Annotated in this window: 12 protein-coding genes and 1 pseudogene; 8 read left to right on the plus strand and 5 right to left on the minus strand. The window is 41.3% G+C overall.

All coding sequences use genetic code 11. The annotated features are described in order from the left end of the window. Positions 1–349 precede the first annotated feature (349 nt). From IEY03_RS13820 to IEY03_RS13835, 4 genes are all read left to right on the plus strand, one after another. Complete coding sequence (locus IEY03_RS13820) at positions 350–856, plus strand: super-infection exclusion protein B (RefSeq protein WP_188842715.1); 507 nt, start codon at positions 350–352, stop codon at positions 854–856. 126 nt (positions 857–982) lie between these two features. Continuing rightward, positions 983–1,180: a hypothetical protein gene (locus IEY03_RS13825; RefSeq protein ID WP_188842718.1), complete on the plus strand. Its 198-nt coding sequence runs from the start codon at positions 983–985 to the stop codon at positions 1,178–1,180. 852 nt (positions 1,181–2,032) lie between these two features. Then, positions 2,033–2,431, plus strand: coding sequence for a hypothetical protein (locus IEY03_RS13830; RefSeq protein WP_188842720.1), 399 nt, complete (start codon positions 2,033–2,035; stop codon positions 2,429–2,431). Between the two features lie 709 nt (positions 2,432–3,140). Then, entirely contained in the window at positions 3,141–3,380 is a 240-nt protein-coding gene (locus IEY03_RS13835; RefSeq protein WP_188842722.1) for a hypothetical protein, read from the plus strand. Positions 3,381–3,425: 45 nt separating this feature from the next. Here IEY03_RS13835 and IEY03_RS13840 read toward each other — a convergent pair. Further along, positions 3,426–3,550 (minus strand): annotated as a pseudogene (locus IEY03_RS13840) (IS110 family transposase); the annotation flags it as partial. A 357-nt stretch (positions 3,551–3,907) separates the two neighbouring features. Between IEY03_RS13840 and IEY03_RS13845 the strand changes: the two are divergent. Further along, positions 3,908–5,092, plus strand: a complete 1,185-nt coding sequence (locus tag IEY03_RS13845; protein WP_188842724.1) for a trans-sulfuration enzyme family protein — start codon at positions 3,908–3,910, stop codon at positions 5,090–5,092. A gap of 213 nt (positions 5,093–5,305) precedes the next feature. Here IEY03_RS13845 and IEY03_RS13850 read toward each other — a convergent pair whose 3' ends face one another. Next, positions 5,306–6,013, minus strand: a complete 708-nt coding sequence (locus IEY03_RS13850; RefSeq protein ID WP_188842726.1) for a tRNA (adenine(22)-N(1))-methyltransferase — start codon at positions 6,011–6,013, stop codon at positions 5,306–5,308. A gap of 186 nt (positions 6,014–6,199) precedes the next feature. On the opposite strand from IEY03_RS13850, the gene IEY03_RS13855 reads away from it, so the two are divergent. Together IEY03_RS13855 and IEY03_RS13860 are read left to right on the plus strand one after the other, a co-directional pair. Further along, positions 6,200–9,418: a DEAD/DEAH box helicase gene (locus IEY03_RS13855; RefSeq protein WP_188842728.1), complete on the plus strand. Its 3,219-nt coding sequence runs from the start codon at positions 6,200–6,202 to the stop codon at positions 9,416–9,418. A 351-nt stretch (positions 9,419–9,769) separates the two neighbouring features. Next, on the plus strand, positions 9,770–10,111 hold the full coding sequence (locus IEY03_RS13860) for a hypothetical protein (protein WP_188842730.1): 342 nt from the start codon (positions 9,770–9,772) through the stop codon (positions 10,109–10,111). Positions 10,112–10,163: 52 nt separating this feature from the next. Here the strand turns inward: IEY03_RS13860 and IEY03_RS13865 are convergent, their stop codons facing one another. Further along, positions 10,164–11,633: a capsule assembly Wzi family protein gene (locus IEY03_RS13865; protein WP_188842732.1), complete on the minus strand. Its 1,470-nt coding sequence runs from the start codon at positions 11,631–11,633 to the stop codon at positions 10,164–10,166. 92 nt (positions 11,634–11,725) lie between these two features. Continuing rightward, positions 11,726–12,262, minus strand: coding sequence for a hypothetical protein (locus IEY03_RS13870; RefSeq protein ID WP_188842735.1), 537 nt, complete (start codon positions 12,260–12,262; stop codon positions 11,726–11,728). Positions 12,263–12,580: 318 nt separating this feature from the next. Here IEY03_RS13870 and IEY03_RS13875 point away from each other — a divergent pair, with 318 nt between their 5' ends. Next, positions 12,581–13,111 (plus strand): tRNA-uridine aminocarboxypropyltransferase, encoded by a 531-nt coding sequence (locus IEY03_RS13875; RefSeq protein WP_188842737.1) that lies wholly within the window; start codon positions 12,581–12,583, stop codon positions 13,109–13,111. Between the two features lie 155 nt (positions 13,112–13,266). On the opposite strand, the gene IEY03_RS13880 is transcribed toward IEY03_RS13875, so the two are convergent. Then, on the minus strand, positions 13,267–15,354 hold the full coding sequence (locus tag IEY03_RS13880) for an MtrB/PioB family decaheme-associated outer membrane protein (protein WP_188842739.1): 2,088 nt from the start codon (positions 15,352–15,354) through the stop codon (positions 13,267–13,269). Positions 15,355–15,363 lie beyond the last annotated feature (9 nt).

A 15,363-nucleotide genomic window follows, 5' to 3' on the forward strand; every position in this document is an offset into this window, starting at 1 on the left:
TGGGTCTCACATTACCCGAAACAGGGAAGTATTTGTAAATTAGGTGGGTTTATTATCCATACAAGGCATTTAAACGGAACTAAAACAGTTGGTTAGGTTTCGCTTCGCTACACATTGTAACCAACAATTTTAGTCCGCTTAATGCGGCGTTGAGGCTGTAGAATTTCTCTAAAGTAGAAAATAGCAGGTGATTTTTGTGTTCATACAGCCCGTCAAACTCACTTTCTAGTGGAATATTCCCTCAGATTTCACGTAGCAACGCAATTTGAGGCTTAATTTTTTAATAAATTTTGAGACTGTTTTTCTAAAATAGAAATTCTACAGTCTCGTTATGCATCAAAGGATGATTATGTTGGAAGCAAAGAAGATTTTTGACTGGCTCAAGCTTTCCCCTAAGCACGCTTTCATCTTGCTAGTGCTTACCAGTATTTTACTTTTTGGTGGAGATAAACTGACAACACTGCTTGGTTTAGAAAAGGCGAAGGAGTTAGTCCAACCTTGGCTAGGTGTTGTTTGGCTTCTTTGCGTATCTCTGTTAGCTGCTGAACTTTTTATTCCTGGTTTTAAATGGGCAAAAGGTCGTATCTCCCATCTACGAAAGATGAAGTTCTATCGAGAAAAATTGCATCAGCTAACTCCAGAAGAGAAGGTGTTTCTGAACCTGTATATTGAAAACGATACGAAAACAGTTTCGGCTCGCTACACGGATGGCATTGTCCAGGGGCTCATCACAAACAGAGTTATTAGGATCGCATCGAGTATGTCGCAGTACGATGATGTTTTTCCGCTCAACATTCAGCCATGGGCATGGCGCTACCTTAAAAAGAAGCCTCATTTAGTGAAAGTTGATGCATAACAATCAAATGAACCATGCACTCGTCGCTGCGCTCCTCGCGGGGACAAGTGCCACGACGCGGCGGAGCCGCTGCACTTGCCCGTTATTGGGCTACATGTTTTTCATTAATGTTATAGGAGTTTTATCATGCAAATAATTTTCTTTGCTGTTGGTGTTTTAGTTTATTTCTTGGGTTTTACTGTTTTTGCTGGAGCTAAGAGTTCTATACATGAAACGGTTGGTTTACTGATATTTATAAACGGTACTTTATTTATTATCGGTGCTGGAATTATCGATGCTGTTAATAAGAAAGCTAAAGCAGAAGTGGCAACCCAAGCATCTTAAAAACATTAACTTGCAGTAGTGTTGTTCAAAACATAACACATATGAGCCTACCACCAGTCAATAAGCGAACCTAACTAATTTGACTGCTTTTGCAGTCAAATTAACATCAATCAACAAACTCATCTTCTGAGTGTGTCATTTAGCTGTTACATCATCGTGCTTTTAGAAATAGCAGCATACCAATACAGGTAGAGGCTGTTTGTGGGAATTCTTTAACAATAAAGGGTGCTGCCTGTGGCTTTCCATTCCTTTGAAATATCAGGGGCACTACGACTAAATGGATTTAGGAGGTAGAGCGACGCAGGAAGCCAAAGCCGAGACATTTATCGGTTAACCCTAAGATGGCACTATTCAAGTCTCAAGTGCTTTATGCACAGTTAGTTTCAGGCTCATTTAAGGTGTAAACGACTTTGTTGATTGCATTCATTAATGCGCGCCAATAAGGTGTCATTATTTATAAAATCAAGTGCAGGCGATGTAGCTTAAATAGCATTTGGCATAGTGATGATGGTGAGAAGTCATTGCTTCATTAGCCACATCATTCACGGTCATGCTCGCTTCTCTTTATTAGAGTATCTAGTTAGACGTTCAGCTCACCTTATTGCGCGACTTATCCTTTCAATAATCGTTGTTCATCACCCTCAGTTTTTTCAGTATGAAATTGACCCAGCGGCATACTTTTCGTTAATAATGAAGTTATTAAGTGTTTGTGAAAGCGTTCGAGATATCGGTTTAATAAAACATACCAGCCATTTAAGCGGAACTGAAGTCGTTAGTTTTGTTTGTTGCTTAACCGTCTTAATCCATTTAATGTATATGTTGTTTTAATGTAACCCAAACATGGAAGGTTGTATGAAAAAAATGAGTTATATCTTGATAATCCTAGGTCTTATGGGATGTCAAGCAACATCTACAAAAGTAGAACCCGTATTCACTTCTGATGTTATTGAAATTACAGAGAAAAATTTGCCCAACTATTGGGTATTAAAGAATACAAAAGTTAAGATGCTAAATAAACGTCCTGCTTGGTTATCAAAAGGTCGTGGTGAGTGGACTGTATTAACTGTTATAGACTCCAATGGGTATGTAGTAGAAAAAACGTTAATTAGCTCAACCCCCGAAGGCTTTATGACACAAAGTCAAGTTGATGAAATGCCTAAATCTGAATTTAAACCGTCAGAAGCAAATAAAAACACAACACCGGTTAAATTTTATAGTACAGGAAAAGTAGTGCGTAGAAGCGAATTGTAGAATATAAACGGCTGTTAAATATGGAGAAATATAGCTTGCAGCGTTTCGCTTTTAAACGTTTTAGCCAATACTTTAACTAACGTTTTAAAAAACAAGGTTTTGCCCATTAATCGGGTTAATAACTAAAGCCTCTATTCATACTGTTTAATCGCAAAAGTACAAATAAATTTCGGTACCCTTAGTCTGTACATACTTGCTGATAACCAAGTATGTACAGACTAAAATAAACTCTTGTGAGTTTATAGCGTTAACCAAAACCAAAGTAAAACAAGGCCACCAAGTAAAACAAGGCCACCCATAATTATTACAGAATATTGTGAGCATTTAGAGCTAAAGCGACGACAAGGTGCATCAAACTGCCAACGTTGGCTGTGCGCTTAAGTAATTATTCCTGACAAACCACCATCTTTCTTATACTTGATTGAAATCAAGATTTTCTGCTGTGCCGATTTCTGCAAATGATGAGTAAATCATTAATTTAACTTTAATTTTTAACTACATAAATTGAAATTGATGAATTGAGAACATCGAGCAAAACCCTCGCCAAAGCTATAAAAACGAGTTATGTTACTTGTTTAAAAAATGGGTGGCTCTGTTTTTACTTCGCCAATAAGGTGTCATTATTTATGAAGTCAAGTGCAGGCGACGTAGCTTAAATAGCATCTCGGGTCACTAATAAGATTATGCCTAAGGAAGTTGTGTCACGAGTATGGATATTATTCTCAAATTTTTCATTTTAGGGTTTCTAATTTTCTTTGCTGGTTTTCTACTGTTCCAAACTTATATCAGGGAAGTGAAAAAGATTGATATAGAAAATATTGGATGGTGGAAATTCAATATGATATTGAGAGGCTCTGCGCTTGTACTTTTCCTCAGTATGATGCTTTCAGTAGCAGGTTTAACTATGGTGGTTTTCTTTGCCAAGCCATTAATAGAGTTTTACTTTTAGTGTTAATTGGCACATAACAAGAGACTATGGCGTCAAGAGTTAATTTTATACTTTTGGCACTTCCCATAAAACGCTATCTCTTAACATAGGCTTAAGATCACAACCCTCTTTCTAATACAGGCAATAATAGCCACTTTCTTTGGTTTTCCTGCCGCAACTAACCGCTGATAGTCTATTTAAAACCTGATTGAGGCAATGCCACGAAGGTGAATCATGATGATTTGTGAGCCGACCGTCCGCCTCATGGACGGGGCGGTTGAGCTATAGGGATATACTTGTGCGTGTCGGTGAGTGAATTTCATGGTTCGCTTGTAAAGTGAACTTAGACGAGTCTAGTTTGTTCTTGGTGAACCCACGACGTTATTGACTTATCAGAGTAGCATTGCACTACCACTCTGTAACATTGTATTTACATCTTGCGCTGAGACTATTTGTCTTATCCATCTTGGTTATATCTTATTCCACTGTATCTTAAATCTGGCTCGCACTTCTAAAACGACAATAACAAAGTGAGCAAGGAGAATAAAATGCAAGACAACAAGCAAGCCAATTGGGATTTAGCGACGATCACTATTCACGGTGGTCATCAACGGGAAGCTTTCGGGGCATTAGTGACTCCTTTGTATCAAAGTGCCACTTTCGTGTTTGATAGCGCCGAGCAGGGTGGCGCCCGATTTGCCGGAGATGAAGCCGGTTACATTTATACCCGTTTAGGTAATCCCACCACTTCAGAACTTGAACGTAAAATGGCGCTGCTTGAAGGTGCAGAAGATGCCGCCGCCTGTGCTTCTGGCATGGCTGCGGTATCAAGTGCATTGCTTACCCATCTGCAGGCGGGAGATCATTTAGTGGCCTCTAAAGCGGTTTATGGCTGTACCTTTGCATTAATGACCACTCAGCTAAGCCGATTAGGCATCCACGCCACCTTAGTGGACTTTGCCGATTTAGCTGCGGTAGAGGCGGCTATCACCCCACAAACCAAAGTGCTTTTTTGTGAAACACCAGTAAACCCCCATTTAGAGGTGTTTGATTTAGCGGCGATGGCAAAAATTGCTAAAAAACATCAGTTGGTATCGATTGTCGATAACACCTTTATGACGCCGTTATTGCAGCAACCGCTGGCAATGGGGATCGACATGGTGATCCACAGCGCGACTAAATACCTTAATGGTCATGGTGATGTCATTGCAGGCATAGTGTGTGGCAGTAGTGAGCATTTACATAAACTGAAATATGAAATATTAAAAGACTTTGGCGGCGTGATATCGCCGCACGATGCTTGGCTTATTTTACGTGGATTGAAAACCTTAGATGTTCGTTTAACACGACATTGTGATAATGCAGAAATTTTGGCTGAATATTTAGACAAACATCCGGCCTTTGGCAAGGTGTTTTATCCTGGACTTGCTAAACATGCTGGGCATAAATTTATTGGCAAGCAGATGAAACGAGCTGGTGGAGTGATTGCATTTGAATTGAAAGGCGATAAACAAGATGCGATTAAATTTGTAAATCGTCTTGGCTTGTTTGCTATTGCAGTCAGCTTGGGCGATGCGGAGTCTTTGATCCAGCACCCAGCATCAATGACCCATTCACCTTATACACCAGAAGCCAGATTGGCCGCTGGGATCACTGATAATCTGTTAAGAATTTCAGTGGGTCTTGAAAATGTGCAAGATTTGATTAATGACATTGAACAAGCTTTGCGCTAATTAAGCTCAATTCGAGAGATGAGTTGAATAACAGATGTTTAACGCACTCATATTCAATTGGTTATCTTCAAAGTGGCACGTTGAAGATAACAAGGCGGAATAACCTGCCAATCGCTGGCCTGTTGCAAGTAGATTCAATACTGTTTGCGGTGCAACGGCTGTTTGATATCCAGTTATTATCCCAAGCTGGGATGAGTCTGCCTAGATGAGATCTTAAAGGCTGTCGGCAATTTGCTGATAGCCTTCAATGACGCGGCTATCCAGTGCCGATTTAGTGTTGGCTGTTTTTGAATAGTGTTTAAGCAGCTTGTTCAGGTAACGCTGGATAACTAGCGATTGTTCAGCGCAATGGCTTTGCCATATCTTATCGCCAAATAAGCTGATTAAGGGCGCTGATGTTAGGTTTATCTGATTAGCTGATGGCTGACTAACGTAAAGCAGTTCATAATAACGGCGGTTTTCGCAGATAAGCTGTTCATCAATCAATTGGCATTGACTTACATTAAGCATGGCCCTGAGTTTTGCCACGTGATGTACCGGACAAAGTAGAAAATCTAAGCTCAATGACGGATGCGCGCTTATCAGTTGTTGCACCATTTGTAGCATTAAATCTCCGCCAACCCCAGCAATTATAACCAGCTGTCGACCTTGATAATCATTTAATGGCAACCGCGCCACATCGATGCAATGCACTTGCCAGTGTGATGTGATATCAGTGCTAAGTGGAAAAAATAATTGCAGCTTGTGTTCAACCTGCTGCATAAGCTCGGGGACGATATCCACAAAGTGAGTCGTTGTTGCCAGTTTTTGCTTCAGTATCTGTGCGCCTAATAATCCATGATCGCAGCAGCAATCCCAAATATGCTCGTATTGTGGGCCGATCATATTGATAATTTCGGATAAACGATGACTGAGTTTCATAAGGTCTTATAAAGTGTCTAAAGTGATATAGCTCAAAGCTGGTGGATTTTAACCATAATAAGATGTTATCGCTAGAGGAGAAAATGGCGATAGTTATAGATATTGCCTTGATTCTTCCATAAAATGATAAGTTAACTTTTTTGCTGCTATTTTGATAATTGTCAGCGGCGTACTTGGATGTAATGAATGTCGGCTAAACTGTTTAACCTTCCTATCAAGCTATCTCATGACTTATTGGCTAAGTTGTTTACTGCCACGCAAATGCAAAAAGCACAAAACTACTTAATCCAAGGGCGAGTGCTAGAGGTTAGCGCCAGCCATGATAATCATAATATCGAAGCCTATACGCAAGGCGCGGCAGATGAGCCTTATCGCCAAGATATCAGTTTAGTGAATGTGAATCATAAAGTGATTATGCGCTCTTATTGTACTTGTCCTGTTAGACGAGACTGTAAGCATGTTGCCGCAGCGTTGCTGGCTTTAATTGATAATAAGCCTGTGGAAGAACAGCGGGTTTCTCAATGGTTAACTCAGCTTACCCAATTAGATGGCTCTCATGTCAAACAGGATGATAATACGGTACCGGATAGAATTATTTATTGTCTATCTAGCGATCCTCAAGGTGTATATGTTGAGCTAAAAAGTAGCAAACTGAATAAAAAAGGCCTTTATAATCGCGGCAGTAAGCAAATTATCAGTGATTTACGTCTGCATCTTCCTTGGTGGATAGGCCCAGAAGACAAACAAATTATTGGGTTACTGTTTGCTAATAACTTACAGGGAAACAAAGTTTATTTAGAGGGTGAAATTGGCTACCTAGCATTGATGAAAATGATGCAAGCTCAAGTGGCATTTTGGGAAGATAATCGTTTTCCTTTGGAAGAGTGCGCGGGTGTGGTACCTGAATTTATTTGGGCAGAGATGGATAAAAATCATACTCAGATGCAAATGACTATGCCAGGTTTAGAAAACTGGGAGTTTATCGCCACTGAGCCGCCATTATTTATTGAGCTGGATTATTTGAAGTTGGGTTTAATTGATACCGATCTGTCAGTGGGGCGTTTAAGCCTGTTACAGAAAATGCCCCCAGTACCGAAAAGCAAACTTGATACCATTAGCCATGCACTGTTAAAGCATTTCCCATCAAAAATAGTACCGATCCCAAGTGAAATTGAATTTAAAGAGATTAACCAAGCGGTAGAAACACGCCTGACCTTTGGGTTAATTAATCGCAGCGATAGCATCACTAAGCAACCGGCAATGCGAGTTGAATTTTGCTACGGCGATGTTCGTTTTGATGCAAATGAGCAGTTTGAACGCATCAGTTTATTGAAAAAAGGCAATGTGCAGTATCAAGTCCATCGTCAAGTTGATGTCGAGCAGCAACAGTTAGCGGTTCTGAACGAAATGGGTTTAACTCGGGTGGCCAGTGAGCTGGTGGATATGAGCCAGAATAAACGCTTCTTTTTAACTCAAGGCTTATTGCCCGATGCCATTATTGCTTGGTCTGAATTGTCGACTGAAGGCGCGGATGACCTTGTCGAGCGTGGATTTGTGGTACGTTTTGATAGTGATTTTGACCTTAATATCATTGATGCTGAGCTTGATGTCGATTTGGATGATGAAGATGAGTCTGGCTGGTTTTCATTGTCATTAAATGCCGATATTGATGGGCAACGTATTTCGTTATTGGCATTGGTAGCTCGATGGTTACAGCAGCATGGCGAACCCGATGACGAACAAGAGCTGATATTACCCAGCGATAACGGTCGGTTTATTAAGATTAAAGCTAAGTCGATTAAACCGCTTATTTCAGTGATCCAGGAGCTGTTTAATCGTAATTCATCCGATGCGATTCAAATTCCACGCAATCGTGCCCACTTGCTAAACGATCTTAGCGCCAGTGAAGTGCGTTTACTGAATGGGGAGCGTGTCCGATTACTTGCCAGTAAGCTGGCTTCTTTTAAGGGGATTACCCCCATCACTTTGCCTGACGGCCTCAATGCCACTTTGCGAGATTATCAGAAGCAGGGCGTTGATTGGTTGTGTTTTTTGAAAGAGTATCAGCTTGGCGGCATTTTGGCCGATGACATGGGGCTGGGTAAAACCATTCAGGCGTTAGCTTTTTTATTGTATGTAAAACAACACACGCCGGTAAGCGAGCGCAAACCGAGTTTAATTATTTGTCCGACAAGTTTAGTGGGCAACTGGCAAAAAGAGGCTGAAAAGTTTACCCCAAGCCTTAAAGTGGTGGTGATCCATGGCAGCCAACGTCATCAGTGGTTAGCCAAGCTGGAAGAGTACGATGTAATAGTAACAACCTATCCGCTGATCATGCGAGATGAAGACATTTATCATGAACATGTTTTTGAGCACATTATATTAGATGAAGCCCAGCAAATAAAAAATGCTCAGGCTAAAGTCACTCAGGTTATTAAAACCTTGAAAGCGCGCTTCAGGCTTTGCTTGTCAGGCACACCATTAGAGAACCATTTAGGTGAGTTAAAGTCGCTAATGGACTTTTGTTTACCAGGTTTACTGGGGCAACACACCTATTTTAATAAAGAGTTTCGTGGACCGATTGAGAAGCAAGCCGATCTTGAGAAATCAATGCTACTGAATCAACGTATCTCGCCGTTCATGTTAAGACGCACCAAAAAGCAAGTTGTGGCCGAATTACCCGAAAAAACGGAAATTATCCAATCACTTGAATTAGAAAAAGATCAACGTAACTTATACGAATCTATTCGCTTGGTGATGGAGAAAAAACTGCGCGAATTATTTGCTAAAAAAGGCGTGTCGAGCAGTCATATTGAGTTTTTAGATGCGCTGCTTAAACTGCGTCAAGCCTGTTGTGATCCTCGTTTGGTCAAACTTGAGCAAGCCCAAAAGGTTACAGACAATGCCAAGTTAAACTGGTTGGTGCAAAATTTGCCAGAAATGCTAGAAGAAGGCCGCAAAGTGCTTATTTTTAGTCAATTTACTTCAATGCTTACCCTTATCGAACAAGAGTTAACGACATTAAACATTCCGTTCAGTAAGTTAACCGGGCAAACAAAGCAGCGTCAAAGCCAAATAGATGCCTTTCAAGAAGGTGAAAATGCGGTGTTTTTAATTAGTTTGAAGGCGGGAGGCACCGGACTGAACTTAACGGCTGCGGATACTGTCATACATTATGACCCTTGGTGGAATCCTGCCGCTGAGCGTCAGGCAACTGACCGAGCATATCGTATAGGTCAGCAAAATCCGGTATTCGTTTATAAGCTTATTGCAGAGGGCACGGTTGAAGAGAAAATTCAGGCAATGCAGCAGCATAAGCAAGGTTTAGCGGATGCGATTTTGTCTGATGGACAACAAGGCCCGTGGAAAGGCAGTGCCGACGATCTATTAGCCTTATTGAGCTAATTGCAACTAATCGGCGCGACAAGCTTATTACCAAGAGCTAACGTGCTAGTTGCATGGTTGCTGCATGGTTGCATAGTTGCATAGTTGCGTAGTTGCGTAGTTGCGTAGTTGCACAGTTGCACTGTTGCATTGTTGTATAGTCGCTTAATACTTAGTCGTATTTTTGCTTTAGATGTCATAGTCACAGGTAAAGCTTAATTGAACAGGGTTCTACACTAGGGGATTTTTGCATTAATAAGCCCAGTGCTGAATCAAACCTGCTTAGCTTATTTTTATCAAGTTGAGACGCTGAAAAATGTCATCACGCCTACTTTTATGCGGTTAAATGTATGCGGTTGATAGGAGCACAATATGCAAAAATTAAAGAGTCAGTTGCTTAACATAGCCTTGCCATGCAGTGTGTTGTTTTCAATGTTTTTATTCATGAGTGGTTGCGATAACTCTCTATCTCATCCGGAAATGGCCGAAGAGCAAGTTCGGCAGAAGATAGTGATTAATTGCTCTGAGGTGTGGTATCAGCAAGTTGAAAAACAATTACTTTCAGGTGATGGCCAAGGTCATGGGCCTGATTTAGGCAGTGACGAATGGCAAAGTGTTATTGAGTTTAAGTTAGGAATAAGAGGCGATAAAACCGTGCCTCAGCGAAACACCGATGCCTGGTGCACTTTTATTGATGAGCGTTTACAGCACTAAAACCTTGCCTGCACAGGGTGCAGGCAAGATAAAAGCGGCCTAAATTTGTGGCTTAAAAATCCCGTTGCCAACCTGCATAAATCGTTGTTTCCCATTGGCTGCTGTCCAGTGTTTGTGGGTACTGACTGTAGCCAATAGTGCCTCCCAGCTTTAGTTCTCCAGCAAACAATGGGCGATGATAGCTGCTATCTAGCTGATAAACTCTTTCATATCTTCCCGGTGAAACAGGGTTGCCACCTATATCTGGATGACTGTCTGAGCCATCAACATTTAATCTTAGCCAACGTAATTTAGTGGTCAAGGTTTGCTGATTATCCAGTTGGGTAATAGCCCCTATAACGAGTGTTTCTGAGTCATTGTCATAAGTGCTGCCTAAACTTCGACCGTAATAACGATATCCAGACTTGTAAAAACCATGTTCATAAAGGCAGTTGTATATTTGAGGGTCTATGCCGCAGGCCACTTTGGTATCAGAGTATTCTAGAAAAAAGCGTGTTGACAGTTGCGTGATATAAAAATCGACACCGCCCATGTTAGCTGAGTTGATCAGTTTGTTTTTACCGTGATGATAATCTTCATGGGTACGTTCATAATAAACACCGTAGGGGATACCAAACGCGGTATCTGACCACCTAAAATCATACCCTGCCAACATGTTTTCTTGGCCGTTTTCAATTTCACCTTCAGGCATGCCGCCGTTGAATATGCCATCCCACCAGTCAGACAGGCTATTGCCGTAGCCATCGCCACCCCATTGCATGGTCCAAGATGCGCCAATTTCTAATTTTGATATCGGGCGTAGTGTGCCTCTTGCGCCCCAATGGCGTGCATTAGCGACGTGACGCTCACTTTCCATTTGGCTGAAGCTAGTGGTAAATGTCCAAGGTCCAGCCCAGTTTAACCAAGGGGTTTCAAATGCTTGGCTATTGTTTCTTGAAAGGGTTATGCCGGGTAATGGTCGTGCATTATTTGTTTGAATTAACCCTGTGTCCCAGCTTGGCCCCCAGTATTTTTGCACTGCGCCAGCGGAGGCAATCCAATTTCCCAGCATTACCGCAGCAAAGCTGTCATCTAAACGACTGCTGTTGCCATCAATGGAGTCATGATGATAGCTGGCTGCGAGTCGGCCACTAAACCAATCTTGGGTGACTTCCACTTTAATCTCGGCTTGCGCTTTATCGCGGTAATCATTGCCAAAGCCTATGAAGCGAGCGCGATCATTTGCACCATTAAAACCGGCAGAGATGTTCAGGTCTTGATGATCTTTACGATAAGCGGCAATGACCCTTTGATAGGCATCGGCTTGTGCGCTGGTTAATGAGGCGATATCTGAGTTATCGAGATCGTTTTTAATTCCAGCCCACATCAATGGATAAGTGGTAATGGGCTGAATTATGATGCCATTATCTGATAAAAGTTGTATGTCGGCGCGTAAAGATAGGTCGGTTGGTTCTATCCACCAGGCTGCTTGAAGGCTAAAGCTGGATAGTACAGCAATCCCTGCCAATGGTAATAACTTCATTGATTTTCCTAATTGAACTTTAATGTTTTAACCTCAATATGACGGCCAAATGGCGATAATAAATGACTTTTTCATATTGATCGTTTTGATGGCTATGTCTTGGTATTAATAGAATTGCTTTGGGCTGATTTTGTCGTTTCTGCATAGGTATTTAACATGGCAACCTGATGGTTTTGAGCCATGCTATTTACGGTAAATGCGCGGGCATCTTCATTGTTCGATAGATAATATGCCGTTGCAGGTTTAATCGAATCGCTATTGCCAGAAGAAATATTGGCCATATCAGCATAGATTTGATATTTCATTTGGGCTTTTTTGTAGTGCACATAATTATCGAGCTTTTCATTGTCTTTAATGACCGGTTTGGTGGTTTCAATTGGGTTTTCAGGCGATGGATTAGCACTGACATCCACATCGGCAGTAGATTGAATTTTGGATTGTTCCGCAGCCAATAAAGAGTGAGCTTGAGGGCTAATAGAAACGCTCGTTAATGCCTTTTTAGCTGAGTTTATCGAATGTGCAGCATCGTGCGGTTGACCTTCTGCTCGCTCTACTTTTTGAGCAAGGTTAATGACACTTGAATGTGCATTTGCAGTAACAGATGAACTTTGAGTTGAAATGATATGCATTATGGGCACCTTTAATGTGAGATATATCGAGTGACTAGACTGAACTCCGGCGATAATTTTAACCAAGTAATTCGTTAAGTCAGATTAAAAAATCACCTTATGGCTTGTTGCTAACGCTCTCTTTACAACTTAATTCCGCTGGCAATGTGATTATCACAATAATTCAACTTTTGTGTTATTTTGCTAAACATCTATACCCAGTGTGGCAGTTGCTGTTTTTACTGCGTCATTTAGAATATTGACAGCACAAAGCCAAGTTTTGTAGTCAATGACGCTAAATGGCAGCACCACAAATCAGCACCACCAAGATAGGATTAAATGAAGATAATTTTACTGACCCATCAACGCGAGCGAGATAGAAAGACCAATACAGGCCAGCTGGTACTTGATGTGTTGGGAAGTGCCGCAAACCTTGTTATATGGGATAGAGTTAACCCAGATAGGGCACTGTTAAGTTTGATTGAACAGACAGCGGTGGGCTTGTTATTTCCTCACTCCGAGACAAATGAGATGGGCGAGGTAAGTGTTCCGTCGAGAAACGTTTGTATTGATGAGAATAATAAAGCGGCACTGGCTGGATATGAGTACCTGATTATTATTGACGCCACATGGCAAGAAGCTCGCAAAATATACAATCGTAGTGCTTACTTACATTCTTTAGCAAAAGTCAGTTTGTCTGATTCGATGAAGTCTTGTTTTCAGCTTCGAAGAAACCAAATAGAAGGCGGATTGTGCACAGCAGAATGCGTTGGGTTGTTATTAACTTATTCAGGACAAGCGCGGTTCGCAGAACAATTACGCGATAAGTGGGAAAGTTTTAACCAGATAGGTGGAAATATAACGGTTTGAAAACAAAACTGGGCAAGTCCCTGTGCCCAATTTTTAATCACAAGATAATTCATTTGTTAATATAATGTTAACAGTGGGTGTAATGCAAGACCTTTACAAAAAAGCCGGTATCTTTTTTATAAAGATACCGGCTTGATAGAAGTTAAGCCTACGGGTTAGAGTTTGTAACTCATGCTTAGCATGACCATGTGTGCTGTATAGTCATGGCTATTGCTACCAAAACCAACCACATTCCATATTCCATCAGGGGCGATATCGTTTGCGGCATCATTATCTAAGTACTTTTCAATTTTGTAGTCTAAACGTAGACCCATTTTGTCAGTAGCTTGATATTGTGCATACAGATTAACATTATGTACTTTGGCAAAGTAATCACCGTAATCGCCGGTAATACCTTGGCGAACCTGAGTATTACTATCAGAGTCAGAGTAGCTATAATCTAAGCCCAAACGTAAACGACTATCCATTAAGTTGTTGTAACTTAAGCCAGCTCCCATAACATCAATTTTGTCTTCAATTTCAGCTTGCCAAGTTGCAGAGGCAAAATTGCTGCTACCAGATTGATCTGAATTGATGGTTTGATGATTGTAGAAAGCATTAAACATAACATCTGCTGAGAACATATAGCTTAGATTTGCATCATAGCTGGTGTCTTTAGATTCAGTTAAGCCGATTTCGGTATTATTGTAGTCATCAAGTGCATAGCGAACACCAAAGTCGATGGTTAGCTCATCCATTGGGGTATGACTTACACGAGCTTCAATTTGACTTCTGTCTCTGTCAGCAAGGTAGTATTTACGCAGTAATTGATTTTGCTCTTTTGATGTCCATTCAGAGACTTCATAGTCTGAGCCGTCACGTTGGCCATAACTGCCTTTAACCCACATATCCCAGTTTTCAAAACTGCTCACACGAATACGAGCCCAAAGGTTACTCTCATCAGTGATTTCACGATCTTGGTAGCTACGCTCATCCCGTTTAAACTGATAACCGCCGTCTAATTTTAAACCGTAATTGATGCGGTAATCTGCGCCAAGTTTTGCTCTGTGTGAGGTGTGGTCGTATGGCGTATTATAAGCCACCTGACCATTGACATTATTGATACTAATTTGGGTCCACTCTTCAACTTGAGTGTTGTTTTGGCGGTCGCTGTAATCGTAACTGCCATTAACTCTAAAGCTGCGACTAATTTTAGTGACAGCCTTTAAGTTCATCCCTGTGAGATCAACACTTGCATCCAATGACTCAGCAGGCAGTTGATAGCCATAACCAGATGTAACAAACTCTTGGTCTTGGCTCATTTGACCGACCATTAATCGTCCTGAAACAGCAGTAACCGAGTCATTGAATTGTCCCATCAATGACACTGTGTGTGCTTCGTTATCAGGATCGAGTGCCATATAACCCCGAGTTTGAGCACCAAACGTTGGGTTAAAGGCGTTATCATAACTCAGTTGATTATTAGCATTCTTAAATGATGAACCATTGTAATTTAAGCTAGTAAACCAATTGTCACCTTTTAATTTAATGCCTGCTTCTAAGGTATCGGTTGTGTAATCTACCGGCTCTGCAAGCATGATTGATTGATTAAAGAAGCTGCCTGAAGCTTGCTTAATCCCGGTTTTCTCTTCACGTTGAAAATTGACAAAGGTGGTGAAAAGCGATTCCGTTTGATATTCAAGCCCAAGACCCGCGCGTTCACGGTTAAGTGACAATTCAAATGGATTCAGACTTGAATACAACATGGGCATTTGCGAACTAGCACCTGCGGTGACCCAATCGTCTGGTAAGGTTAAATCATTTCCACCCACACCTTGATAAGGGGTAAGGGCGGTATTTGATTTATAGCTGGCAAGTGAGCGATAGTTAAAATTAAGGTTATAAGTTCCTAACTTGCCCACATTAATATCGGCGCGACCATTGTCCATACCGATATCAGTGGCTTCGATATTTGCTCTATAGCCATTCTCGCCGCGGTATTGAATATCTGCATCGAGTTTGCCAGCAACTTCATTGGCGTTGTTAAACGCATTAGCCGATTTGATATCGTCTTCGCTGTTGTAACCGGCACCTATACCAATACTGCCCGTAGTGCCTGCTTCAACGGTACAGCCTTTACAAGACCATGCTGAAAATTTCACATTTTCAGTGTTAGCGTTGGCTAACCCATATCCGCCGGCCGTTGCCATAAAACTGGCTGGAGCAAGCAGGGCTAGGGTAATTAAGTTTAATTTGTATTTCATAGTGTTAAC

It is taken from the genome of Shewanella aestuarii, assembly GCF_014647215.1.
Taxonomy (GTDB): domain Bacteria; phylum Pseudomonadota; class Gammaproteobacteria; order Enterobacterales; family Shewanellaceae; genus Shewanella; species Shewanella aestuarii.